Source organism: Mycolicibacterium sp. HS_4_1 (genome assembly GCF_054515875.1).
Genome location: NZ_CM137261.1, coordinates 3,380,170 through 3,403,982 on the forward strand (window position 1 = coordinate 3,380,170; position 23,813 = coordinate 3,403,982).

A 23,813-nucleotide genomic window follows, 5' to 3' on the forward strand; every position below is an offset into this window, starting at 1 on the left:
CCCCTCATGGCTGAGACAGGGCGAGGAACAGTTCGCGTTCACTTCACCAAAGAGGGGTTGAGCGAAGGCTTGCTCGAAACCGGGCACCCTTACCCGGGCGTCGAATGGAAGATCGACGGCGGAGTTCTGTTCATGAAGTTCATCGGCAATGACGGACCCCGATGGGACTTCATCTTCGGGCCCTCGAAGTGGATGTCCGTAAACCTGTTGGACGACTGACCTCATGTGATACCAGCCCGGGGTGTGTAACGCGCTTCTCGACTCGGCGGTCCGACCTGCGCGTTTGCTCGGGGCATCCCCCCACCCTTGGACCGTGAATGTCGCTGCGGTGCTTGGGGTTCGGGGCGTGCTTGACCTCGGGCGGTGTTGCATGGTCCGCACACCACATCGACATCTTTGAGGCGGATGGACTTGCCGGCTGCTCGTCGTGCCCAGGCCTCGGGCGAGTGGTCTGCCTGCAGGTTCTCGGTGGCGCCGCAGTCTGAGCAGAAGGGCTGGAGCTTGCGGGCCTTCTTGCTGAGCCGTTCCCATGCGCTGTCGTATCCGCGGTGCTCGGGGCAGCGGGTGGAGGCGGTCGGCACGCCGCAGTCGAGGCAGGGTTTGTATGTCACGGCTTCTCCTTATCCACGCACAAGGCGCACACCTTGTGCTCGTCGAGGGCGTCACTGCTGCGGTGGCAGCGGATGCAGCGCCAGGGCCAGGGCATCGCCATGGTGTCGACGGTGCTCAGACGCCGCTCCGCATTGCGGATCTCTTCGCGCGCGTAGTCGAGGTGGTAGTGGAACAACTCGATGGCGTCGATGTTCATCGACTTGGTTCGGCCCGCGAGGCTGAGTAGACGGCTGCGGAGATTGATGCGGGCGAGCCGCAGCGCGTCCGCGTTGGCGGGTATGTCGTTCGGTGTACTCACCAGGCACCGTCCTGGTCGTCGATGTCGGTGCGGCCCCATGCAATCCACTGCATGAGGGCGGTGTCGTAGCGGTACTCGACCCGGTCATGGATGAACCGGTTGTTGCGCTTCTCGGCGTTCAGGACCTCGAGGACGGCGCCGGGGTCAGGTTCACGGACTTCGGTGTTGAAGAAGTCGAGCGCGCGGGGAGGTTGTCGGTCGGGCCTCGCGTCGGTGATGTGGCGGACGTTGCTGCGTTGTGCGCCTGCGCATTCCGTGCATGTGCACGGTTGCGGACCTTGCTTGAGAGTTTCGTGTGCGGTGGTGATCGATTGCAGGTCGTCGCTGTCGAAGGCGATGATCATTGGCCGGTCGGGGTCGTTGCCTTCGATCGTGACGAAGACGAGGTGCTCGTCGTGGCGGGTGTCGGTGACGTACACGGTGCCGTTCACGATGTCGCTCATGTGCGTGCCTTTCGGTAGCTGGTGAACCACGGACAGGTGTTGTCGTGGCGGATGTTGACCTGGTAGTAGCCGGGGAATCGTTCGACGACCTCGGCCTCGCTGTTGCAGTCCGGGCAGCAGGCGTGCGGCAACATCGCCCGGACCTCGCGTGGTAGTCGCCGACGTTGTGCACGGTTCACTCCGCGATCCCCTTTCGCCAAGCCTTGAAGGCCTTGCTGGCGCGGTCGGTTCGCCAGCCGAGGCGTTCCCGCGCATCGCGGACGGATGTCGGCGGTGGGTCGAGCTCCGCGATTGCTGCGATGTCCTCGGCGTCTGGAGCCTCGTCTGGGTTGTGGTCGTCGGGCATCGGTGCGGTGACGTTGGCTGTGCCGCCCAGGATCACGAACTTGCCGCACAGTGGTTCCCGATCGCCAGACGGCGAGTGTCGGCGCAGGCCGCCGTGGCGGTCTTTGTGGATCGACAGGTACGCCGATCCGCCCTTGTTTGGCGTGAACGCGCTGTCCACCTTGACGCGGATGCTGGTGCCGCCGATCGCGCGTTTCTTGGCGGCGGTGCCGGTAGGCCCGAAGGCCCGGGAGTCGGCACCCTTGGCCAGGTGGTCAATGCCGACGACCGCAGCTCCAGTTCTTGTGAGCGGCTTGATAACTCGGCTATGGACATCGGTGAACTCGTCAGCGGAGTTGCTGCCCGCACCGAACAGCGGCAGTAGCTCGCCGATGCTGTCGATAATGACCAGGGTCGGGCGCCAGCTCTCCATATCGGCGACAACCGCGATTGCCTGAGCTCGGTCGACGGGTTCGACGTAGAGGAATCGGTCGGGGTCGCGCAGTGTGGCTTCGTCGGCGCCGAATCCGAGGAGCCGGTTGACCGTCGAGTCCGGTCCGTTGTGGTCCATATCGAGCCGCAGAACCCGGCCTCCGGCTTTAAGCACCTCTACTGTGGCGTAGTCACAGAGCAGCGTCTTGCCTGATTCCGGGTCTCCGAACACGACGTTGTACTGACCGAGGTAGAACAGACCGACATCATCGGTGCGCCGGCAGATTTCCGGTGTGGGCGGTTCGGGTATGCCGCCATCGAGTAGAACGGCGATGTTGACGTACCCGCAGTCGGGGTTCCGCACCGGTGGCGGTGTGGCGTTTCCCGTTTCCGCACCTATACCCGGGAAACGGGTAACACCGGGTTCCTCGTCCGGAGGCGGTACGTCGGCGTAAGGGTCTGCCGCGAGCGCCGTCATGTACTGACATCCCATCGCTCGGCGATGGTTTTGACGAGGTCGCGTTCGACCCCTCCGCGCTTCCACATCTCGCGCATAGCCGGCACGTTCGGCGCCGGAGTCATGCCGCGTTCGAGAAGGTGCTGGGCAGCGTCGCGATAACCGTCGACGATTGGCGAGTAGTGCCACGGGTCGGCGTGTCCGTCATCGAGGACCGGGGTTCTCTGTGCGGCAGCGCGGCGGCGTCGTAGTGCAGCGATATACTGTGTGCAGCCTGTAGTTCTGGAATTCGCCCCGTTGCCCGCGGGGCGTTTTTCATTGTCTGACATCAGTCCCCCTGGGTGATGTGATTGATGTAGGCGGCGATGGAGTCGCCGGTGACGAAGGCACGTCGACCGATTCGCGCCCGGACCAGGTGTCCCTCGTCGAAGAGCTTGTAGAGCGTGGTCCGCGAAATGCCGCCGAGTTCCTGCTGCGCGTCCTCGATGGGTACTAGGTGTCGCAGGAGTTCACGTGTTTGCATGTTCACCTCCTCATTGAGAATCGTTGTTGTGCAATGTGATTCGTCTCTGTGGAGTTTTCAAACGTCCGTCGGCGTTAGCCCGTGTATTGCAATAGTGCAGAGTTAAGTGCATAGTTGCACCATTGCACCGATGTACCGCTATGGGAGGTCCAAAGGCGATGCCGCAGTTCCATCAGATTGGTGACGCTCCCATGCGTTACGAGCCGGCCGAGGGGCGAATGCGCCTGTTGGTGTCAAATGAGTTCTTGGCCAACGGGATTGAGGGAGAACCGCTCTTCGCTGTCGAGGGCAAAGAGCCGGGAAGAATCGCCGGACGGCTGCCCGACTCGGATGGATCGCCGCTGTCCGAGGCTGAGTGGAGCCCCTCGATCCGATTCCTGCCGACCTGGGTCGAGTTCGACTTCCTCGGCCACAACGAGCCCGATATGCACCTCAGGATCGAGTTGCGCGAACAAGTGCCGAGACTGGTCGAGCTCAGTTTTCGTTCGAGTTCCGACCAAGATGAAGTCCGCCAGAAGCATTTACGCGCCGTCGAGCTAGCGAGCCTTGTCAACACCGTCTACAGGCATGGGATCTTTGAGGTCCGGGACGTATGGCGTGATCAACCCGGAGGTATGGCGATACCTGCGATTGGCGACGAGCAGCACCGCGTGCTTCGCAACCTTGTCGATGACTTGCGGACGGGGCGACGCAATATCGACTCTCGCCTGTTGCAGCAGGTAGCGGAGGTCTATCGAGCGAACTTCGACAAGGCTCCGGTCGAGGCAGTTGCGCGACAGTTTGGAGTCAAGCCTCGGATGGCGCACGAGTATGTCCGCCGTGCGCGTGACCATGGGTTTCTGCCGCCGACGACACAGGGGAAGAAGAAGATATGAGTAAGCGCGCGAATGGCGAAGGCAACGTGCGCCAGCGGCCTAATGGCCGCTGGGAGGGCCGAGTCTCCTACGTCGACCCAACAACAGATAAGCGCAAATCGGTGTCGGTGTACGGGGCGACGGACAAAGAATGCCGTGCCGAGTTGAAGAAGGTCCGTCAGCGCATCGAGGAGGGCAAGCCGGCCAAGGATTCGGCTGACACGCTGGCCTCGTGGTTGAAGACGTGGCGCGAGTCGTCCCTGGCAGCTTCGACCCGCAAGCCCACGACCAAGGCGCTGTACGGCTCGCTGTCACGAAAGCACCTGGAGGGCAATACTATTGGCTGCAAGCAGCTCGACAAGCTCAGGCCGTCTGATGTTGAGAAGCTGATCGTCGAACTGCGGGCTGCGAAACTGTCGGATAGCACGGTGCGGCAGGTCTACACGGTGCTGCGGCAGGCGCTTGATGTCGCGGTGCGGGACGACCTGCTGGCCGTCAATCCAGCCGCCAAGGTTGCGCGGCCGGGTGTCGCGCGACAGGAAGCGAAGTACCTTCCGGCGGCCGACGTGGCGCGGCTGCTCGATGCAGCCAAGGGGTTGCGCTACTACGTGGCGGTGGTGCTGATGGCGGCAACCGGGCTACGCCGCGGTGAAGTTGCGGGACTGCTGTGGTCTGATCTGGACCTCGACAAGGGTGAGCTGACTGTCCGGCACACGTTGTCGCGTGTCGACGGTGCCCTCGTGCTGACTGAACCGAAGACGAACCGGTCCCGGCGGCGGGTACCGCTGCACGCTGGACTGGTGACCGCGCTCAAGACGTGGCGCGCGCAGCAGCTACAGGAACGGCTTGCGGCCGGCGACCAGTGGACCGATACCAAGGTCGTCTTTGCGACCGAGTTGGGCACGATGGTCGACCCGCGGAACCTGCTGCGCACGGTCGAGCTGGCCGCGACCAAAGCGGGCATAGAGAACGTCGGCGCTCACACGATGCGGCATAGTGCGGCGGTGGCGTGGCTGGAATCTGGCACCCACATTAAGGCGGTTGCCGATCTGCTCGGCCACAGCTCGATCTCGATCACCGGCGATCTCTATGGGCATACAAGCGATGACACCGCGCGAGCTGCGGTCGACGGACTCGGAAAGGCGCTCGGACTATGAACAATCAAGACCTCGCCCAGTTGCGAAATGATGTAGCGCTCCGATTCGAGCTACACCCGCACGTGCAGTGGTCGGAGGCATTTCTACGAGTCCTCCGCGATGTCTTCGACTTGGAGTTTGGGCCTCCCCACGTCGACGGCGGAAAGCCGATCCGGCTCAGGGTGGTCCGATGATCAGGCCCGACGGCGGTAGCGACCTCGAACAGCTATCCCGCGCCTACATTCAGCGAATGAAGGCGCACCCACCATCAACGTGGTCGTCAAGCCTGCTCTCTATTGTCATCAGCGCTGTTGACCTCCAGTTCGGAGAGCCTGCGCCGCCGGCCGACGACGGGCAGCGTCCACAGCTACGCCTTGTCTGAGCTGGTTTGGGTAAGTGGTTTGGGTACAGACAAAAAAGAGGCCGTTTCCGAAGTTCGGAAACGGCCTCTGATCTGCTGTCGGGCTGACAGGATTTGAACCTGCGACCACTTGACCCCCAGTCAAGTGCGCTACCAAGCTGCGCCACAGCCCGCGGCGCTACCGGACGAACCGGCAACGGTTGGAAAGCCTACCTCAGACCTCCCGCCGGACCCTAAACGGGTCCGGCGGCGCGTCCGCGGTCAGCGCTTGGCTCCGCGCTTCTCCCGCACCCGCACATTGATCTTGATCGGGCTGCCCTCGAAACCGAACTCTTCACGCAGCCGGCGTTCGATGAAGCGGCGGTAGCCGGCCTCCAGGAAGCCCGTGGTGAACAGCACGAAGGTCGGCGGCCGTGAGGCCGCCTGCGTGGCGAAGAGGATGCGCGGCTGCTTGCCGCCGCGCACCGGCGGCGGCGTGGCGGCGACGATCTCCTTGAGGAAGGTGTTGAGCCGTCCGGTCGGGATACGGGCGTCCCACGACGCGAGCGCGGTCTCCAGCGCCGGCACCAATTTCTGCACGGCCCGACCGGTTTTCGCGGAGATGTTCACGCGCGGCGCCCACTGCACCTGCACCAGTTCGCGCTCGATCTCCTTGTCCAACAGGTACCGCCGGTCTTCGTCGACCAGGTCCCACTTGTTGAACGCGATGACGAGCGCGCGCCCGGCTTCGATCACCATCGACAGCACCCGGATGTCCTGCTCGGTCAGCGGCTGGGAGGCGTCGATGAGCATGATCGCCACCTCGGCGGCGTCAATGGCGCCGTGCGTACGCACCGAGGCGTAGAACTCGTGACCACTGGCTTGGCCGACCTTACGGCGCAGACCGGCCGTGTCGACGAAACGCCAAGTCTTGCCTTCGAGTTCGATCAGCGAGTCGACCGGGTCCACCGTGGTGCCGGCGACGTCGTGCACGACGGACCGCTCGTCGCCGGACAGCTTGTTCAGCAGCGAGCTCTTACCGACGTTGGGCTTACCGACCAATGCGACGCGGCGCGGACCGCCTGTCCCGCCGCCCATTTCGGACACCGTCGGCAGCACCTCGAGAACCGCATCCAGCAGGTCGGCCACCCCGCGGCCGTGCATCGCACTGATCGAATACGGCTGCCCCAGCCCCAGCGACCACAGCGCCGCGGCCTCGGATTCCACCTTCTCGTTGTCAACCTTGTTGGCCGCCAAGAACACCGGCTTGCCGGAGCGCTGCAGTCGCTTCGCCGCGGCCTCGTCGGCCGCGGTCGCCCCGACCACCGCGTCGACCACCAGGATGATCGCGTCGGCAGTGCGCATGGCGACAGTGGCCTGCTCGGCAACCAGCATCTGCAGACCCTTCGCGTCGGGTTCCCACCCGCCGGTGTCCTGCACCATGAACCGGCGCCCGACCCACTGCGCGTCGTACGACACGCGATCCCGGGTCACGCCGGGGATGTCCTGCACCACCGCTTCGCGGCGGCCCAGAATACGGTTCACCAGAGTCGATTTGCCGACATTGGGCCGCCCGACGACAGCCACCACCGGCGGCGGTCCGGCGTACTCCTCGAGGTCGGTGTCGAATCCCTCCGAGCCGACCTCCCAGTCGCCTTCGTCGAACCACACACCGTCTTCGTCGCTCATTGACGCACACCTACCTTCTGCTGCACGAGATCCAGCAGATGTGCCACCACACCAGCCTGGGTCATATCACTGGAATCGACCACGACCGCGTCATCAGCGGCCTTCAGCGGCGATACCGCGCGCGTGGAATCCAGATGGTCCCGGCGCCGGACATCGGCCAGCACCGCTTCGTAGTTGTCGGCCAAGCCATTTGCGACGTTCTGCGCATTGCGCCGGCGGGCGCGCTCCTCGGCCGAGGCAGTCAAGAAGACCTTGAGGTCGGCGTCCGGCTTCACCACGGTGCCGATGTCGCGGCCCTCGACGACGACCGAACCAGCCGCCGCGATCAGCTCACGCTGCCGCTGCACCAGCAACGCCCGCACCGCGGGAATCGCCGACACGGCCGACACCGCGAGGGTCACCGCATCGCCGCGGATTTCGTCCGAAACGTCTTCGCCCGCAAGGAAGGAGTGGTCGTGATCGGGATCGAAGCTGACCGAGAATTCGGTCTGCTCGCACACCGAGACCACGGCATCGGCGTCGGCCGGGTCGATGCCCGCCCGCAGCACCGCCAGCGTCACGATGCGGTACATCGCACCGGTGTTGATGTGGTTGGCACCCAGCGCGTGTGCCAAACCCGTTGACACCGAGGACTTTCCAGTACCGGCCGGCCCGTCGATCGCGATGACGATGGCGTTCACAGGCCCACCGCCTGGTACAGCTCGCCGACTTCCTTGCGCGTCAGCGCCCGCAGACTGTTGACCCGCTGGTCCCCCAGCGCCACCGTGCCGATGTGGGTGCGCACCAGTTCCTTCACCGGGAATCCGACCTCTGCCATGAGCCGTCGCACGACGCGATTGCGACCCTCGTGCAGCACGATCTTCACCAGAGACTTGCCGGCGGCCATGTCGACCACCGCGAATTCATCGACATGGACAGGACCGTCGTCCAGTTCCACGCCCTCACGCATCGTCTTGCTCAAACCGCGGGGCACCGTCCCCGCCACGGTCGCCAGGTAGGTTTTAGACACCTCGTACGACGGGTGCATCAGCCGGTGCGCCAGCTCGCCGTCGTTGGTCAGCAGGATCAGCCCCTCGGTCTCGGCGTCGAGGCGGCCGACGTGGAAGAGCTTCTTGTTGCCGCGTACCCGATGCTCGACCAGGTCGCCGATGCACGGCCGGCCCTGATCGTCAGACATGGTGGAGTGCATGCCTTTTGGCTTGTTCAGCGCCAGGTACACCAGATCCTCGTCGACGAGCACCCGGCTGCCGTCCACGCGGATCGTCTGCCGATCGGGGTGCACACGGGTACCCAGTTCGACGACGATCTGTCCGTCGACCTCCACCCGGCCGTCCAGGATCATCCGCTCGGCGACGCGGCGGGAGGCAATTCCCGCCTGCGACAACACCTTCTGCAGTCGCACGCCTTCTGTCGCGTCTTCACTGGCCATCATGTCAAGTCCCGATCTACGTCGAATTTGGCCGGCTCCGCAGCCGGCGCAGGGGTTCCGCCGAGTTTGGCGAAACGCGGTTCCTCAGAGAGGGTTTCAGTGATGTCGTCGATGACGTCGACATCAGGCAACAGCGGGGCGAGTTCCGGCAGCTCGGCCAGCGACGTCAACCCCAACCGTTCCAGGAACAATTCCGTCGTGGCGAAAGTTGTTGCGCCACTGTCGGCATCGGTGCCGGCCTCGATGATCAGCCCGCGCGCCGCGAGGGTCCGGATCACCGCGTCGACGTTGACGCCACGCACCGCGCTCACCCGCGCGCGGGTCACCGGCTGCCGGTAGGCGACCACCGCAAGGGTCTCCAGCGCGGCGCGGGTCAGCTTGGACCGCGCACCGTCGAGAATCAACCGCTCGACGTAGGGGGCGTACCGGGCCCGGGTGTACATCCGCCAGCCGCCGCCGGCCTCGCGCAGGTCAATGCCGCTGCCGCGCTCGGCCAGCTCGGCGGCCATGCGGCGCAGCTTGTCCTCGACCCGCTCGATCGACTCGTCGAGCGCGCTGGCCAGCGAGTCGACCGGAGCCGGGGTGTCGACCACCAGAAGCAAGGCTTCCAGCGCCGAGCCCAACTCGTCATCGGTGATCTCGGTGTCGATCTCGTCGCCGTCATCTTCAGCGGCGTCGTCGCCCTCAGCTGCGCTGTCGGCCTCGTCACCTTCGGTGACAGCGGCTTCGTCGGTCACACCGGCGCCAGGGTCGACGTCCTCGCCCACGCTGCTGTCCGCGGCAATCACCGCGTCGTTGTCTGTCATGAGTCTTCTTCCACCGCCGCTGCCAGATGCTCGTTCGTCGGCCGCTCCCCGGTCCACGAAACTTGCAGCACTCCAAGCGGTTCAATCTGCTCGAAGTTTACCGCCTTGGCACGGTAGAGCTCTAATAGCGCCAGGAACCGCCCGACGATCTCCATCCCGCCGTCGCAGTCCGCGACCAACTCGGTGAACGACGCCCACTCCCCGACGCCTCGATTCTCCAGCAGCCTCATGAGTTTCTTCGCTTGCTCGGGCACCGACACCGCCTGCACGTGCAGGTGATCGACCCGCAGCGACGGCACCGGGCGCGGCGCGAACGCGGCCGCCGCGATCTGGGCGAACCGGTCAGCGTCGACGCCGAGCATCACCTCGGGCAGCAGTTCGGTGAACCGGTCCTCCAAGGTGACGGCACGCGGGTAGCTGCGCATCGCCGCGGCCTCGAGTTCGGCGAACATCAACGCGACGTGCTTGAACGCGCGGTACTGCAGCAGCCGTGCGAACAGCAGGTCGCGGACTTCGAGCAGCGCCAGGTCTTCCTCGTCGTGGACCTCGGCGGCGGGCAGCAGCCGCGCGGCCTTCAGGTCCAGCAAGGTCGCCGCGACCACCAGGAACGCCGTCGTCTCGTCCAGCTCCAGCTGGCTGCCGATCTCCTTGGTGTACGCGATGAACTCATCGGTGACCTGGTGCAACGCCACTTCGGTGACGTCGAGCCGGTGCGCGAAGATCAGCTGCAGCAGGAGATCGAACGGACCCTCGAAGTTGTTGAGCCGGACTTGGAAGCCCGGTTTCTTGGCGTCCGGCTGATCGGCCGCCGGGCTCTCCGGCGCCGCATCCCCGGCCGTTTCGGTGGGAATGTCGACGTCCGAAATCACGCGCCGAACCGGTCGATGACCTCGCGCGCCAACGCCCGGTACGCCTGAGCACCACCGGATTTCGGGGCCCAGGTGGTGATCGGTTCACCGGCGACGCTGGTCTCCGGGAAGCGCACGGTGCGACTGATGACGGTGTCGAACACCAAATCGCCGAAGCGCTCCACAACCCGGGCCATGACCTCACGCGCGTTGACGGTGCGGTTGTCGTAGCGGGTGATGAGGATGCCGCTGATGTCGAGTTTGGGGTTCAGTCGGTCGCGGACCTTGTCGACGGTGTCGGTGAGCAGCGCGAGGCCACGCAGCGAGAAGAACTCGCATTCGGTCGGGATGATCACGCCGTCGGCACAGGCCAGGCCGTTGACCGTCAGGAGCCCGAGGGACGGCTGGCAGTCGATGAGCACGTAGTCGTAGCGGTCCAGCACCGGATACAGCGCGCGGGACAGCGTCTGCTCGCGGCCGACCTCGTTGACCAGCTGAATCTCCGCGGCCGACAGGTCGATGTTGCTGGGCACCAGGTCCAGGCCCTTGACCCGGGTGTTGATCAGCACGTCGTCGATCGACACCCGCGGTTCGATGAGCAGGTTGTGCACTGTGTGTTCCAGCTCGTAATGCGGGACGCCCAGGCCCGCGGACAGCGCGCCCTGCGGATCGAGGTCCACCAGCAGCACCCGGCGGCCGTATTCGGCCAGGCTGGCGCCCAGATTGATGGTCGACGTGGTCTTGCCGACGCCGCCCTTCTGGTTGCACATCGCGATGACCTTGGCCGGGCCGTGCACGCTCTTGGGTTTCGGCTCGGGAATGTGTCGCGCGGGGCGTCCGGTCAGGCCGATCGCGGGTTCCGCATCTGCGGGCGCGGACGAGCCATCGACATCAAGCGGCAACGAAACCGGTTCCACCGGGCTCAGGCCCCCCAAGCCTGTGGGGACATCGGTCATGCGTCGCCGATCAGCGGCGTGACTCCCATAGCGAACATCCGGGCAAGTTTAACGGTGCCACGCCGCTGCCGATGGCAGACCCGCTGTCCTAATGTGACTGTATGAGCTGGAAGCAGCGGTGGTCGTTCGTCCGGATGGCGCTCGGGATGCGCAAATTCGTGCACACGGGACAGTGGGGCGACGGCCGCGAGGCCGCCGCCGCGGCGTATGTGGAAGCAAATGCCCGTCGTGGCGATGTCGACGATGTCCTCGCGACCATCGATACCTTCGCCCGGGAACAGTCGATGCTCGTCAACGTCGGCGACGAAAAAGGCCTGCTCCTCGAATCCGCGGTCATCCGCGCCCACCCCGAACGCATCCTCGAGCTGGGCACCTACTGCGGCTACAGCGCGCTCTTGATGGCCCGCGCTGCCCCGGAGGCACACATCTTCACCGTCGAGCTGTCGGCGGACAACGCCGAGATCGCCCGCCGCATCTGGACCCATGCGGGGGTCGCCGACCGGATCACCTGCGTGGTCGGCACCATCGGCGACGGCGGCGCCACGCTCGACCGGCTCGCGGAGCACGGGTTCGCGCCGGGCAATCTCGATTTCGTGTTCATCGACCACGACAAGGCCGCCTACCTCGACGATCTGAAGTCGATCATGGACCGTGGTTGGCTGCGCCGCGGCGCCGTCGTCGTCGCCGACAACGTCAAGGTGCCCGGCGCTCCGGCCTACCGCGCGTACATGCGGGACCAGGAGGGCAAGCACTGGCACACCCTGGAACACCCCACCCACGTCGAGTATCAGAAGACGCTGTCCGACCTGGTGCTCGAGTCCGACTACCTGGGCTGACGGCTACTTGGGCTGAGGGGCGTCCACCGGCTTGGCCGGGCGCTGCCACGGCCAGGAACCGGTCATCTCGACCTGCAGCGAGAAGCTCAGGAAGGTTCGGATCGCGACGATGCCGGCCAGCACCGCGACGCTCTGCGCGGTCGGCGTGACGGCCACGGTCCGGATGATGTCGGCCGCGACCAGAAATTCAAGCCCGAGCAGGATCGAGCGGCCGAGCCGCCGGCGGAATGCGTCATACGCGCCGCCCGCCGATTCGCCCTCGGTGCCGCGCACCCTGACAACCGTCGCGGCCAAGGCGATCACCGTACCGCCAACGATCACCGCGACACCGACGACGTCGATCACCTTGCCGGTCGTCTCGATGATGTCGTAGAAGGCCATCACCGGATGCTAGCTCCGGCCGACCCCCATCGTTATCTGGCGCGCGGGTGCGCCCCGGCCCACACTTCGCGCAGCGCGCTGACGGTCACCAGGGTGTAGATCTGCGTCGTGGTGACCGATGCGTGGCCGAGTAATTCCTGCACGACGCGCACGTCGGCGCCACCTTCGAGCAGGTGCGTGGCGAACGAGTGCCGCAGGGTGTGCGGCGAGACCGCCGCCGTGATGCCAGCCCGTTCGGCGGAGTCCTGTAACACCTGCCAGGCACTCTGCCGGGACAACCGGCCGCCGCGCGCATTCAGGAAGATCGCGGGTGTGCCCTTGCCGCGGCGCGCGAGATCGGGACGGCCCCGCACCAGGTAGGCGTCCAGCGCCGTGACGGCAGGCCGGCCGATCGGCACCAGCCGCTGCTTGCCGCCCTTGCCGTGCAGCATCACCGACCGGGACTCGGTGTCGACGTCGTCGCGATCGAGGCCCACGGCCTCGGAGATGCGTGCCCCCGTCGAATACAGCAGTTCCAGCAGGGCGCGGTTGCGCAGCGTCAGCGGATTGTCGGCGTCGCTGTCGCCGCCGGCACCGTCGAGCAGGGCCAACACGTCGTCGTAGCTGAGGCTCTTGGGCAGCCGACGGCCCGGTGTCGGCGGCTTCACGCTGCGCGCGACATCGGTGTCGGTGAGCCCTTCGGCGGCGGCAAACTTGTGCAAACCGCGTACCGCGATGACGGCCCGGGCGGCCGACACCGACGACAACGCGACGACGCCGTTCTCCGGATCACCTTGTCGCAACGCGACCAGAAATTCGCTGACGTCGGTCTCGGTGACCGCGCCCAGATCATCGATGCCGCGGCCCGCGAGATGCGCGGTGTACCGCTTGAGGTCACGCCGATAGGAGCTCAGCGTGTTGGCCGCGACGCCCCGCTCGATGCTGAGGTGGTTCAGGTAGCCCTGAACCTGCGCCTCGAGCCGCGACCGGACCCCCATTGGGGACGAAGACGTCGAAGCGGCCACCGTCATCAGTCCTGTTCCCGCCGGGTGCGCAGTGCGGTCGGCCGGTCGATCCACGGCGCGTCGAGGGAACGCAGCTCGCCGGGCCGGTGTGCGGCCGCGAGGATCCCCGCCACGGCAAGGGCATTGACGATCACGCCGTCGAACACCATCTGCACCGCGTCGGCGAGCGGGACGCGCGCGATCTGCAGATCGGCCTCTTCGTCATGCACGTGGGGGCGGCCGATCTCGGTCAGCCCGGTGGCCAGGAAGATTCGCACGCTCTCATCGCTGAATCCGGGCGTCGAGTCAACGTCGATCAGCGGCTGCCAGTGTGCGGCGGCCAGGCCGGTTTCCTCTTCGAGTTCACGCGCCGCGGTGAGGTGCGGAGCCTCGTCGCCCATGTCGAGCAGTCCGGCGGGCAGCTCCCACAGCCGCCGCCCAATCGGATGACGGTACTGGTACACCAGTACCAGGTTCCCGTCCTCGTCGAGCGCCACGACCGCGACCGCCCCGTAGTGTTCGACCACCTCACGGCGAGCCGAACCACCACCGGGCATCGCGACCTCGTCCGCCCGCAACGCGAAAATCTTTCCTACATAAACGGTTTCGCTCGAAAGCGTGGCGAAATCGTGTTCAGCCACGGGATTCTTGCAGTTGCTCGGCATCGTGACCGGTCTGGTCGTCCGAACCCTCCGCATGTGATCCGGCGCCGTGCACCTCGGAATCGATTTCCTCCAGCGGCAACCGCTCGGCGGCCTTGTAGTCCAGCGCCGCCCCGATGAACGCCGCGAACAGCGGGTGCGGACGCGTCGGGCGGCTCTTGAGCTCCGGGTGCGCCTGGGTGCCGACCAGGAACGGGTGCAGGTCGGCGTCGTACTCGACGAACTCGACCAACTGGCCGTCCGGCGAGGTGCCGGAGAACTTCAGCCCGCTCTCCGAGATGCGGTCGCGGTAGGCGTTGTTCACCTCGTAGCGGTGCCGGTGCCGCTCGGACACCTCGGTGGCGTCGTACGCCTTGGCCACGATCGAATCTGCCTGCAGCACGGCCGGATACGCGCCGAGGCGCATGGTGCCGCCGAGGTCCGCATCGCCGGACACCGCGTCGCGCTGGTCGGCCATGGTGGAGATCACCGGGTCCGGGGTGTGCTCGTCGAACTCCGCGGAGTTGGCGCCGGTGATACCCACCGACCGGGCGGCCTCGATCACGATGCACTGCAATCCGAGGCACAGGCCCAGCAGCGGCAGCCGCTGACGGCGGGCGTACCGGATGGCGCCGAGCTTGCCCTCGATACCGCGGATGCCGAAGCCACCCGGGATCAGCACGCCATGCACATCACCGAGCGCGGCGGCCGCACCCTGGTCGGTCTCACAATCGTCGGACGCGACCCAGCGGATCTCGACCTTCGAGTGGTGGGCGAACCCACCGGCGCGCAGTGCCTCGGCCACCGACAGGTAGGCGTCGGACAGGTCGATGTACTTGCCCACCAAGGCGATTCGCACCGTTTCCTTGGGCTCGTGCACCCGGCGCAGCAGGTCGTCCCACTCGGACCAGTCCACGTCGCGGAATGGCAGGTTGAGCCGGCGCACCACGTATGCGTCGAGCTCCTCGCGGTGCAGCACCTTGGGGATGTCGTAGATGGACGGAGCATCCGGCGTGGAGATGACGCCGTCGATGTCGACGTCACACATCAGCGCGATCTTGTTCTTCAGCGGCTCCGGCACGTCCCGGTCGCAGCGCAGGATCAGCGCGTCCGGGGTGATACCGATGCTGCGCAGCGCGGCCACCGAGTGCTGCGTGGGCTTGGTCTTCAGCTCGCCCGACGGCGCCAGGTACGGCACCAGCGACACGTGCAGGAAGAAGACGTTCTCGCGGCCGACGTCGTGCCGGACCTGGCGAGCGGCTTCGAGGAACGGCTGCGACTCGATATCGCCTACGGTTCCACCGATTTCGGTGATGACGACGTCGGGGCGCTTGCCCTCGGCGTCGGGCAGCGCCATCTCGAGGATGCGGCTCTTGATCTCGTCGGTGATGTGCGGGATCACCTGGACGGTGTCGCCGAGGTAGTCGCCGCGGCGCTCCTTGGCGATGACCTCCGAGTACACCTGGCCGGTCGTGACGTTTGCCGAGCGGGACAGGTTGCGGTCCAGGAAGCGCTCGTAGTGGCCGATGTCCAGGTCGGTCTCGGCACCGTCCTCGGTGACGAACACCTCGCCGTGCTGGAACGGGTTCATGGTGCCCGGATCGACGTTCAAATACGGGTCCAGCTTCTGCATCGTCACGTGCAGACCACGCGCGGTGAGCAACTGGCCCAGGCTGCTGGCGGTCAGACCCTTACCGAGCGAGGAAGCGACCCCGCCGCTGACAAAAATGTGCTTCGTCGCGGCCTGTGGGTGCCTGCGTAGCGATGCCAAGAATGACCTCCGTGGTGATGGGGCACGGTAGCGGTTGAACTACCTGGGGCCTGCCGACCCACGGAGTTTCACCCTATCACCGACCGGCGCGAGCTGGGACTGACGCGCCGGTGATGGTCGCCACGAACCGGTTACTGCAGAACCGTCACCGAACTGGCGCCGCGACCGATGCCGAGCTGCGCCGGATGGCCGCCGGAGATCAGTTGCTGCAACGCCAGGACGGCGGTGATCCGGCCGGCCTGGGTGTTGATGTCATCGACGGTGCCGACCGCACCGGACAGTCCGGCGTCGGAGCGCACGACCGCCACCGCGGCAGTACCGGACGCGCAGCCGTCACGGCCCGCCACCACCGTGCCCGCACCGTGCGGCGCCAGGCCCGAGGCCAGTCGAGCCACCGTGGCACCACGGTTGCCGGCGTCGTCACCCAGCGCGCCGCCGGTGATAATCAGCGCCGTGTCGGCGACCCCGACGCGCTGACTGCCGTAGGTGATGAAGCCGGTGTCACGCAGTGTGGCCAGCACAGTGTCGCGCTGCATGTCGTCCACGGGCAGCACGGCCGGGTTGCGATCACGCAGCAGCGTGATGCCCAGCAGGTCACCGGCCTGGGACCCCTGGTCGACGGTCCGGGTGTTCAGCTGACGCCCGGCGGGCACGATCGGCGAATTCACCACCGACAGCAGCTTCTCCGAGGCGTTGGCATCCACGAACTGTTGAGTGAGCGCGATGGTGCCGGTCACCGAACCGCCGGCGGCCGCAACCAGTTTCGCGGCCGAATCGACGTCGTCAGTGGCAGCGTCTGGGGTGCGGAACACCACGACAGATTTCCCCGCCAGCGCGTCGCGCACCATGCGCGGTGACATCTGGGCATCGAACTCGCCTGCCGCACTGAGCTTCTGGTTCAGTGCGTTCTTCTCGTCGGTCAGGCCGTTGATCTGGTTCTGCAACTCGTGTTTGTCGTCACGCAGTCCGGACAACAGCGTGTTGGACAACAGACCGGAACCGAGCATCACCCCAATGGCCAGCGCCAGGAACACCGCGGCCAGCGAGATCGCATGCGAGCGTAGGGAGATCATCGTCCGGCTAGCTCACGAGCCCCTGGGCCCACAGCAGGAAGCGGTTCCAGTAGTCGGTCACCAGGTGCAGGACAGTGGCGTCGGCGCGCGCGACGTACAGCGCGACGATGACGGCGACCAGCATCGCCAGCACCAGCAGCGCGATGGCGCCGCCGGACACCCGGCTGCGGTACAGCGTCGCAACGGCTTTCGCATCGACCAGCTTCTCCCCCACCTTCAGGCGGGTCAGGAACGTCGACGGGGTGCTCGACTGCCGCGTGCGGTCGAAGAACTCTTCGATGTTGGCACGGTGACCGGCGGTGACGATGAGCGCGGCACCGTGATGGTCGACGAGCAACAGCGCCAGGTCCGCGGCCGAGCCGGCGGCCGGGAAGGTCATGGCACCGACGCCCAGATCCTGGATGCGCTCAAGACCTTTGGCATGACCGTCGGCGTCGGCGGGCAGCACCACCTGAGCACCGGAGCGCAGCACGTCGGCGCTCATATCTTCGGGGTCGCCGACGATCAGCGCAGGCCGGTAGCCCGCCTTGCGCAGGGTGTCCGCCCCGGCGCCGACACCGACGAGCACCGGCTGGTACTCCTTGATGAACGGCTTGATGGCCTTCAGGTCATCCTCGGCGGTGGGATCGTCGGTCACGACCACGACGTGCCGGCGGTTCACGTCGACGTCGATGTCCGGGATACCCATGCCGTCGATCAACAGCGGGCTCTCGCTGCGGATGAACTCGATGGTGTTGCCGGCGAACGCTTCCAGGTGCGCGACGAGCCCACTCTTGGCCTCGTGCATCATTTCGTGGATCTGCTCGTCGTTGCGTTCGTTGCCGAGGACCAGTCGGCGGTCGCCGTTGTACACGCCGCCGTTGTGCAGCCGCACCTTGGCGCCGTCCTTGACCTTCTTGAAGACTTCGGGGCCGGTCTCGTCGATCAACGTAACCCCGTTGGCGACAAGCACTTCCGGCCCCAGATTCGGGTAACGACCCGAGATCGACGACGACGCGTTGACGACGGCGGCGACCTCGGCCTCCACCAGCGCGTCGGCGGTGATGCGGTCGAGGTCGAGCGCATCGAGGATGACGATGTCCCCTGGACCGACACGGCGCAGCAGTCGGTCGATGTCACGGTCAACGCGGGCGGTTCCGGTCACGCCCGGCTTGGGTCCGGCATTTCGGGTGAGCAGCGCTGCCATCTTCATGCGTCGATTCTGTCGACGAACCCTCAAGTAGAGGTGGAGGCGCGCCGTAACAACAGCCTCAGAAGTTTTCTTTTGTCACATCTGTAACAGCCAAAGGGTCTCAATCTCGCTTCGCCGCGTAGTGCCGAGCCGCCTTGGCGCGGTTGCCGCAGGTCGTCATCGAGTGCCAGCGTCGGGCGCCGTTCTTCGAAGTGTCGTAGAACCAGAGCACGCAGTGCGGATGGGCGCATTGCTTGATCCGGCCGGCCGATTCGGCCAGCAATTGCAGCAAGTTGTCCGCGGCGAGCCATCCCGGAAGCCATTCAGACCGAGCCACTTCCAGGTCGTCCCGCGGCCCGGAGTCGGCGAGGGTGCGCCGGATACGACCGTGGTCGAGGACGGCGTTCAACTCATCGGCTGCACTATCGGTGACCACCCGCAAGATCGCCTCACGGGCGCGCACCAGGGCCGCGCGGGTTTTCTCATCGGCGTCACAACGATCGCCGAGATCGTTGGCCACCAGCCAACATCGGAGCCCCGCCACGTCGGTCAGCAGATCCTGCGGCCCATTCGCCGACATCCACTGGGTGTTCAGCAGATCCACCGCGAGGGGTTCGCCGACATGCGGGCGCGGATCACGCATAACTGAGATTAACCGCCCCTCCTGCATCGACAGCCTCCCGACAGCCCTCTAACCATCAATATCTATTTTGATGGTTGACACGTCGCGCCTCCAATTCTAACCTTCAAATACCACTTAACTAGTTACAACGGAGGAATCGATGACCACCGCCATCACCGCCAAGCTCGCCCCCGGCCACGTCGGGCTCAACGTCACCGACCTGACCCGTTCGGTCGAGTTCTACCGACGCGCCTTGGGTTTCGAACAGCTCGGCATCAGCGAGGAGGGCCACCACCGGTACGCCTTCCTGGGCTCCGATGACACCCTGCGGCTGACCTTGTGGCAACAGAGTGCGGGCACGTTCTCCACCCGGACCCCGGGCCTGCACCACCTGTCGTTCCAGGTCGACACCATCGAGCAGGTTCAGAGCGTGGAATCGGCGCTCAAAGAGCTGGGCGTGACGTTCGCGCACGACGGAGTGGTGGCCCACGGCGAAGGCGCGGCCTCGGGCGGCATCTTCTTCACCGACCCCGACGGCATCCGCCTGGAGATCTGCGCACCGAACGGTGCCGAGAGTGCTCCGGCGCCCAGCGGTGCCGCCCCCACCTGCGGATTCTTCTGAGCCGCGCCATGAACGCCTACCACGCCGGTGAGCTGGCAGTGCAGCGGCGCATGGGCCAGGCGGAGATCGCTGCCCGCGTCGGCCGGATGATCCGCACAGAGATTCCGGCCGCCGCGGCGGCCTTCCTGATCGAGCAGCCGATGGTCGTGCTCGCCGCGACCGACGACGCGGGCCGGGTCTGGGCCAGCCTGGTCACCGGCTCCGCTGGGTTCGTACACACCGACGACCAGACCATTACCGTGGGCGCCCTGCCCGTCCCCGGCGACCCGCTGCACAATGTCCTCCGCCGGCCGGACCAACGGGTCGGCATGATCGCGATCGAACCGCAGACCCGTCGCCGTATGCGCGTGAACGGGCTGACCAATCCGACCGATCACGGGCTACAGATCCATCCCGACCAGGTGTACTCGAACTGCCCGAAGTACATCTCCCGCAGACACATCGAGACGGTGGACGCCGACAATCCCGAGCCGGCTGTCCGGCATGCCGAGGTACTCGATGAGCGGACACTGCAGGTGATCGCCCGCGCCAATACCTTCTTCATCGGGTCGGCCGATCCTGACGGAAACGCCGACGCCTCACACCGCGGTGGCAATCCCGGCTTCCTGCAGGTGCTTTCGCCGAACCGGCTGCGGTGGCCGGACTATCGCGGGAACTCGATGTTCATGACGCTGGGCAACATCAGCGCCAACCCCCACTGCGGGCTGCTGATCCCCGACTGGGAGACCGGCACCACCCTGCAGCTCACCGGCACCGCCGCGATCATCTGGGACGAGGGCCCCCAGTGTTCAGTGGAATTCACCGTCGAGGAGGTCGTGGAGCTGACCGGCGTCAGCCCACTGCGGTGGGGCCCGGCAGAGCTCTCGCCCGCCAACCCCGCGTGACAGTCACGGCGTGGCATGCTCCTGCTGCGCCGCCGCCAGCAGCTCACGCGCGTGGGCGCGGCCGCTGTCGGTGTCGCCGAGTCCGGCCAGCATGCGGGCCAACTCGGCGACCCGATCGTCATCCTCGAGGCGGACCACCCTGCTCGACTTGGGGCCGCTCTCGACCACCAGATGTACGTCACCGTAGGCCGCGACCTGCGGCAGGTGGGTCACGACGATGACCTGGTGCGTGCGAGCCAGGCGCGCCAGCCGCTTGCCGATCTGCACCGCAGCCCGGCCGCCGACGCCGGCGTCGACCTCGTCGAACACCATGGTGGTGCCCATCGAATTCGTGCGCGATGCCACCAGCACCACTTCGAGCGCCAGCATCACGCGGGACAACTCACCGCCCGACGCGCTCTTGGCCAGCGGCAGCACGTCCGAACCACTGTGCGGCGTGAAACCGAACTCGACGGCGTCGACGCCGTCGTGGCCCGCATGGACGGCGGTGCCGTCCGGCAAGGTCAGCGGGGCGCTGTCATCGGTGCGTGCCTCCAGCGGCGACACCGCGATGCTGAAGCCGGCCCCGCCCATCGCCAACCCCGCGAGCTCGGCGGTCACTGCCTTCGCCAGGGACTTCGCCGCCTTGGTCCGCGCCTTGGTGACCTCGGCGGCGGCGAGCACGACCTTGTCGTGCCGTTCGTCCACCCGCTTCTGCAGTTCAGCCAGCGCCTCTTCGGAGACGTCCAGCTGCGACAGCCGCTGCCGGGCGTCAGCAGCCCATTGCAATACCCCGTCGATATCCGCGGCGTACTTGCGGGTGAGGTTGCGCAGCTCGGCCTGGCGGGCCAGTTTCGATTCCAGAGTGCTTGCATCACTGGGCAACTCGGACAGATAGTCACCGAGCTCACCAGACACGTCGCCGAGCACCGCCAGCACCTCACTCAGCCGGTCGCCGAGGGCGCGCAGCGTCGCGTCGTCCGTCGCCGACAACACCGACTTGGCCTGCGCCGCGGCATCGAGTGCCGATGCGGCGTCGTCCGACGGGCCGTCGCCGAGCTCACCCGACAATGCGGCACGGGCCGTTTGCGCCGCATCCCGCAGCGCATCCAGTTCGGACAACCGGCGGATATCGGCCACCAACGCGTCATCCTCGCCGGCTTCCGGCGCCACGGTGTCGATCTCCTTCAGCCCGAACTGCAGCCGGTCGGCCTCCATCGCGAGATCCCGCGCCCGCTGCCGCCGGTCGATCAAATCCCTTCGAGCGGTGAGCCATTCGTCACGCAACTTGCGGTACTTCGCCAGCAGCCCCGTCACGTCGACATAGCGGTCGAGCGCACCACGCTGCTCATCGGGGCGCATCAGCCGCAGCTGGTCGTTCTGCCCGTGCAGGGCCAGCAATTCGGTGGTGAACGTCGCCAACGATTTCGCCGGCACGCTCCGACCACCCAGAAACGCCCGTGACGGCCCGTCCTTGCTCACCGACCGCGCGGCGATGACGCTGCCGTCGTCGTCACGGTCGGCACCGGAAGCTTCCAGAATCTCGTCGACCCGTTCGGACACGCCGTCACCGAGTTCGGTTGTGGTGAAACGACCTTCGACGACAGCCCGGGCAGAGCCCGAGCGCACCCGGCTGGGATCGGCACGTGCGCCGCCCAGCAGATGCAGGCTGGTGACCACCATTGTCTTACCCGTACCGGTCTCGCCGGTCAGCACAGTCAGGCCGCGGCCGAATTCGGCAGTGGCCGCACTGATGGCGCCCAGCGCCTCGATGCGAATCTCGGTCAGCATTACTGGCCGCGCCACCCTTTCACCGGCAACCGGAATTTGCGCACCAAACGGTCGGAGAACGGGGCGCTGTCGAGACGAACCCATTTCAGCGACGTGTCACAGCGGGTGACCTCCAGCCGGCCGCCGGCCGGGACCACCATCTGGCGACGGCCATCGCAGAACACCATGGCGTCATTGTTGCCCGCTTCGACCTCGATCGCGATCGATGCGTCGGGGCTGGTCACCATCGGACGGGCGAACAGCGCGTGAGCATTGTTGGGTACCACCAGGATTGCTTCGAGGTCCGGCCACAGGATCGGGCCGCCCGCGGAGAAGGCATAGGCCGTCGACCCGGTAGGCGCCGACACCAGCACACCGTCACAGCCGAACGCTGACACCGGACGGCCGTCAACCTCCAGCACCACACTCAGCACACCGAACCGGCTGCTCTTCTCCAGACTCGCCTCGTTGAGCGCCCAACCGCGCTGCACGATCTCACCGTCGACCCGCACCCCGATGTCGAGCGTCATCCGCTCTTCGACCCGGTAGTCGCGGTCGATGATGCGCTCGAGCACCTGGTCGATGGCCTCGGCCTCGGCTTCTGCCAGAAAACCGATGTGGCCGAGGTTCACCCCTACCACCGGGATCTCGGCATTGCGGGCCAGTTCCGCCGCCCGCAGGAACGTGCCGTCGCCGCCGAGCACCAGGACCAGTTCACAGCCGTCGGCCGCGTGCTGGTCGGGATCGACGACCGTGATGTCGACACCCAGTGCCCGCATGTGGTCCGGCGCCAGGTGCAGAGCACCGCGATCGACGGCCTCGGCGGCCAGCACACGCAGACCGATTCCGTTGTCGCCCAGTACCTTTTCCACCCGGGTCGCAGTATCGGTGGCTTCATCGCGGCCGGTGTGAATCACCAGCAGCACGGTCCGTTCACATGTCACTGCGGCCCCTCGGCTACCGCGCGACCGATGGCGGCGACAAGAGCGTCGCCCTCCAGCGGGTGATCAGTGGTGGTCCGCAAACGCAGGAAGTACTCCACGTTGCCGGACGGGCCGGGCAGCGGGCTGGCTGTGACGTCGACCGCGTGCCAGCCCAGTTCCGCGGCGCGCCGCGCCACCGTCAACACGGCATCGGCGCGCAGTTCGGGGTCGGAAACCACGCCACCGGCTCCGACTCGATTCTTGCCCACCTCGAACTGCGGCTTCACCATGGGAACGATATCGGCTTGGGCCGACGCACATGCGGTCAGTGCCGGCAGGACGGTCGCCAGTGAGATGAAAGAAAGATCGGCCACCACCAGGTCGACCAGGCCCCCGATGGCTTCGGCCGTCAGCTCCCGAACGTTCGTCCGCTCCATGACGATGACGCGTTCGTCGGACCGCAACGACCAGGCCAACTGGCCGTACCCGACGTCGGCCGCGACGATTTCGCGGGCACCCCGGTCGAGCAGTACCTCGGTGAATCCCCCGGTGGAAGCGCCGGCATCCAGGCAGCGCCTGCCCTCGGGCGATACCCCGAACGCGTCGAGGGCCCCGATCAGCTTGTGCGCACCCCGGGACACCCAGCTGCGTTCGGTGGATTCGGCGACAAGGAGGTTGGCCGCGGGTGTGACGGCCGTCGACGCCTTGGAGGCCCGCATGCCGTCGATGGTCACGCGGCCGGCCTCGATCAGTTCCGCAGCCTGTTGACGAGACCGGGCCAGCCCCCGGCGGACGAGTTCAGCATCAACACGTGCGCGTCGCGTCACGTGCGATCAGCCCTTCTCGACCGATTCCAGGGCCCGGACCAGAAGATTGTGGGCGTGGTCCAGACCCGCCGCGACAGCCTCGAGATCCGGGGTCTCGTCGCCGTCGCCGGACAGATCCGGCAGATGGGACAGCAGGACCGCGATGTCTTCGCGGATCTGGTCAGGATCGGTACTCATAGCGAT

The 23,813-nt window shown here is 66.3% G+C and carries 29 protein-coding genes and 1 tRNA gene; 6 read left to right on the plus strand and 24 right to left on the minus strand.

Annotation, left to right across the window (positions count from 1 at the left end; translation table 11 throughout):
* Window positions 1-6: 6 nt before the first annotated feature.
* Window positions 7-219: a hypothetical protein gene (locus tag ACX12F_RS16165; protein WP_459365562.1), complete on the plus strand. Its 213-nt coding sequence runs from the start codon at window positions 7-9 to the stop codon at window positions 217-219.
* 388 nt (window positions 220-607) lie between these two features.
* On the opposite strand, the gene ACX12F_RS16170 is transcribed toward ACX12F_RS16165, so the two are convergent.
* Genes ACX12F_RS16170 through ACX12F_RS16195 form a run of 6 tightly spaced genes read right to left on the minus strand, consistent with a single transcriptional unit; the run spans window position 608 to window position 3,089 of the window.
* Window positions 608-910: a hypothetical protein gene (locus ACX12F_RS16170; protein ID WP_459365563.1), complete on the minus strand. Its 303-nt coding sequence runs from the start codon at window positions 908-910 to the stop codon at window positions 608-610.
* A complete protein-coding gene (locus ACX12F_RS16175) occupies window positions 907-1,353 on the minus strand; it encodes a hypothetical protein (RefSeq protein WP_459365564.1) in 447 nt (148 codons plus the stop codon). The genes ACX12F_RS16170 and ACX12F_RS16175 overlap by 4 nt, the downstream gene beginning before the upstream one ends.
* Complete coding sequence (locus tag ACX12F_RS16180) at window positions 1,350-1,487, minus strand: hypothetical protein (RefSeq protein WP_459365565.1); 138 nt, start codon at window positions 1,485-1,487, stop codon at window positions 1,350-1,352. The genes ACX12F_RS16175 and ACX12F_RS16180 overlap by 4 nt, the downstream gene beginning before the upstream one ends.
* 41 nt (window positions 1,488-1,528) lie before the next feature.
* Window positions 1,529-2,587, minus strand: a complete 1,059-nt coding sequence (locus ACX12F_RS16185) for an AAA family ATPase (protein WP_459365566.1) — start codon at window positions 2,585-2,587, stop codon at window positions 1,529-1,531.
* The gene (locus ACX12F_RS16190; protein ID WP_459365567.1) at window positions 2,584-2,895 is read right to left on the minus strand and encodes a hypothetical protein; all 312 of its coding nucleotides are present in this window, start codon (window positions 2,893-2,895) and stop codon (window positions 2,584-2,586) included. The genes ACX12F_RS16185 and ACX12F_RS16190 overlap by 4 nt, the downstream gene beginning before the upstream one ends.
* Window positions 2,895-3,089 carry a helix-turn-helix domain-containing protein gene (locus ACX12F_RS16195; protein WP_459365568.1) on the minus strand — a complete coding sequence of 65 codons (195 nt, stop codon included), beginning with the start codon at window positions 3,087-3,089 and terminating at the stop codon, window positions 2,895-2,897. Before ACX12F_RS16195 ends, ACX12F_RS16190 begins: the two co-directional genes overlap by 1 nt.
* Window positions 3,090-3,247: 158 nt before the next feature.
* Here ACX12F_RS16195 and ACX12F_RS16200 point away from each other — a divergent pair, with 158 nt between their 5' ends.
* Window positions 3,248-3,964 (plus strand): hypothetical protein, encoded by a 717-nt coding sequence (locus ACX12F_RS16200; RefSeq protein ID WP_459365569.1) that lies wholly within the window; start codon window positions 3,248-3,250, stop codon window positions 3,962-3,964.
* Window positions 3,961-5,100 carry a tyrosine-type recombinase/integrase gene (locus ACX12F_RS16205; protein WP_459365570.1) on the plus strand — a complete coding sequence of 380 codons (1,140 nt, stop codon included), beginning with the start codon at window positions 3,961-3,963 and terminating at the stop codon, window positions 5,098-5,100. The genes ACX12F_RS16200 and ACX12F_RS16205 overlap by 4 nt, the downstream gene beginning before the upstream one ends.
* Before the next feature lie 439 nt (window positions 5,101-5,539).
* Here the strand turns inward: ACX12F_RS16205 and ACX12F_RS16210 are convergent.
* From ACX12F_RS16210 to ACX12F_RS16240, 7 genes are all read right to left on the minus strand, one after another.
* Window positions 5,540-5,613, minus strand: a tRNA-Pro gene (locus ACX12F_RS16210).
* 88 nt (window positions 5,614-5,701) lie between these two features.
* Window positions 5,702-7,108, minus strand: coding sequence for a ribosome biogenesis GTPase Der (der, locus tag ACX12F_RS16215; RefSeq protein ID WP_459365571.1), 1,407 nt, complete (start codon window positions 7,106-7,108; stop codon window positions 5,702-5,704).
* The gene (gene cmk, locus ACX12F_RS16220) at window positions 7,105-7,788 is read right to left on the minus strand and encodes a (d)CMP kinase (protein ID WP_459365572.1); all 684 of its coding nucleotides are present in this window, start codon (window positions 7,786-7,788) and stop codon (window positions 7,105-7,107) included. The genes der and cmk overlap by 4 nt, the downstream gene beginning before the upstream one ends.
* The gene (locus tag ACX12F_RS16225) at window positions 7,785-8,537 is read right to left on the minus strand and encodes a pseudouridine synthase (protein WP_459370376.1); all 753 of its coding nucleotides are present in this window, start codon (window positions 8,535-8,537) and stop codon (window positions 7,785-7,787) included. The genes cmk and ACX12F_RS16225 overlap by 4 nt, the downstream gene beginning before the upstream one ends.
* Window positions 8,537-9,343, minus strand: a complete 807-nt coding sequence (scpB, locus tag ACX12F_RS16230; RefSeq protein WP_459365573.1) for an SMC-Scp complex subunit ScpB — start codon at window positions 9,341-9,343, stop codon at window positions 8,537-8,539. The genes ACX12F_RS16225 and scpB overlap by 1 nt, the downstream gene beginning before the upstream one ends.
* Window positions 9,340-10,209: a segregation/condensation protein A gene (locus tag ACX12F_RS16235; RefSeq protein ID WP_459370377.1), complete on the minus strand. Its 870-nt coding sequence runs from the start codon at window positions 10,207-10,209 to the stop codon at window positions 9,340-9,342. The genes scpB and ACX12F_RS16235 overlap by 4 nt, the downstream gene beginning before the upstream one ends.
* Entirely contained in the window at window positions 10,209-11,147 is a 939-nt protein-coding gene (locus ACX12F_RS16240; RefSeq protein WP_459365574.1) for a ParA family protein, read from the minus strand. Before ACX12F_RS16240 ends, ACX12F_RS16235 begins: the two co-directional genes overlap by 1 nt.
* Window positions 11,148-11,248: 101 nt before the next feature.
* Here ACX12F_RS16240 and ACX12F_RS16245 point away from each other — a divergent pair, with 101 nt between their 5' ends.
* On the plus strand, window positions 11,249-11,983 hold the full coding sequence (locus tag ACX12F_RS16245; protein WP_459365575.1) for an O-methyltransferase: 735 nt from the start codon (window positions 11,249-11,251) through the stop codon (window positions 11,981-11,983).
* Window positions 11,984-11,986: 3 nt separating this feature from the next.
* Here the strand turns inward: ACX12F_RS16245 and ACX12F_RS16250 are convergent, their stop codons facing one another.
* The 7 genes from ACX12F_RS16250 to ACX12F_RS16280 all read right to left on the minus strand — a co-directional run bounded on the left by ACX12F_RS16250 (window position 11,987) and on the right by ACX12F_RS16280 (window position 18,646).
* Entirely contained in the window at window positions 11,987-12,364 is a 378-nt protein-coding gene (locus tag ACX12F_RS16250; RefSeq protein ID WP_459365576.1) for a DUF1622 domain-containing protein, read from the minus strand.
* Window positions 12,365-12,396: 32 nt separating this feature from the next.
* Entirely contained in the window at window positions 12,397-13,341 is a 945-nt protein-coding gene (gene xerD / locus ACX12F_RS16255) for a site-specific tyrosine recombinase XerD (protein ID WP_459370378.1), read from the minus strand.
* A gap of 32 nt (window positions 13,342-13,373) precedes the next feature.
* Entirely contained in the window at window positions 13,374-13,988 is a 615-nt protein-coding gene (locus ACX12F_RS16260; protein ID WP_459365577.1) for an NUDIX domain-containing protein, read from the minus strand.
* The gene (locus ACX12F_RS16265; RefSeq protein ID WP_459365578.1) at window positions 13,981-15,759 is read right to left on the minus strand and encodes a CTP synthase; all 1,779 of its coding nucleotides are present in this window, start codon (window positions 15,757-15,759) and stop codon (window positions 13,981-13,983) included. Before ACX12F_RS16265 ends, ACX12F_RS16260 begins: the two co-directional genes overlap by 8 nt.
* 131 nt (window positions 15,760-15,890) lie before the next feature.
* The gene (locus ACX12F_RS16270) at window positions 15,891-16,832 is read right to left on the minus strand and encodes a copper transporter (RefSeq protein WP_459365579.1); all 942 of its coding nucleotides are present in this window, start codon (window positions 16,830-16,832) and stop codon (window positions 15,891-15,893) included.
* A gap of 7 nt (window positions 16,833-16,839) precedes the next feature.
* Window positions 16,840-18,024, minus strand: coding sequence for a putative cytokinetic ring protein SteA (steA, locus tag ACX12F_RS16275; RefSeq protein ID WP_459365580.1), 1,185 nt, complete (start codon window positions 18,022-18,024; stop codon window positions 16,840-16,842).
* A 100-nt stretch (window positions 18,025-18,124) separates the two neighbouring features.
* Complete coding sequence (locus ACX12F_RS16280) at window positions 18,125-18,646, minus strand: CGNR zinc finger domain-containing protein (protein ID WP_459365581.1); 522 nt, start codon at window positions 18,644-18,646, stop codon at window positions 18,125-18,127.
* 139 nt (window positions 18,647-18,785) lie between these two features.
* Here ACX12F_RS16280 and ACX12F_RS16285 point away from each other — a divergent pair, with 139 nt between their 5' ends.
* On the plus strand, window positions 18,786-19,247 hold the full coding sequence (locus ACX12F_RS16285; RefSeq protein ID WP_459365582.1) for a VOC family protein: 462 nt from the start codon (window positions 18,786-18,788) through the stop codon (window positions 19,245-19,247).
* Window positions 19,248-19,255: 8 nt separating this feature from the next.
* Window positions 19,256-20,131, plus strand: a complete 876-nt coding sequence (locus ACX12F_RS16290) for a pyridoxamine 5'-phosphate oxidase family protein (protein WP_459365583.1) — start codon at window positions 19,256-19,258, stop codon at window positions 20,129-20,131.
* 3 nt (window positions 20,132-20,134) lie between these two features.
* On the opposite strand, the gene recN is transcribed toward ACX12F_RS16290, so the two are convergent.
* The 4 genes from recN to ACX12F_RS16310 are packed head-to-tail and all read right to left on the minus strand — an operon-like array spanning window position 20,135 to window position 23,807.
* Complete coding sequence (recN, locus tag ACX12F_RS16295; protein ID WP_459370379.1) at window positions 20,135-21,901, minus strand: DNA repair protein RecN; 1,767 nt, start codon at window positions 21,899-21,901, stop codon at window positions 20,135-20,137.
* Window positions 21,901-22,824, minus strand: coding sequence for an NAD kinase (locus tag ACX12F_RS16300; RefSeq protein ID WP_459365584.1), 924 nt, complete (start codon window positions 22,822-22,824; stop codon window positions 21,901-21,903). Before ACX12F_RS16300 ends, recN begins: the two co-directional genes overlap by 1 nt.
* The gene (locus tag ACX12F_RS16305; protein WP_459365585.1) at window positions 22,821-23,630 is read right to left on the minus strand and encodes a TlyA family RNA methyltransferase; all 810 of its coding nucleotides are present in this window, start codon (window positions 23,628-23,630) and stop codon (window positions 22,821-22,823) included. The genes ACX12F_RS16300 and ACX12F_RS16305 overlap by 4 nt, the downstream gene beginning before the upstream one ends.
* Before the next feature lie 6 nt (window positions 23,631-23,636).
* The gene (locus ACX12F_RS16310) at window positions 23,637-23,807 is read right to left on the minus strand and encodes a hypothetical protein (RefSeq protein ID WP_204158606.1); all 171 of its coding nucleotides are present in this window, start codon (window positions 23,805-23,807) and stop codon (window positions 23,637-23,639) included.
* Window positions 23,808-23,813: the final 6 nt, after the last annotated feature.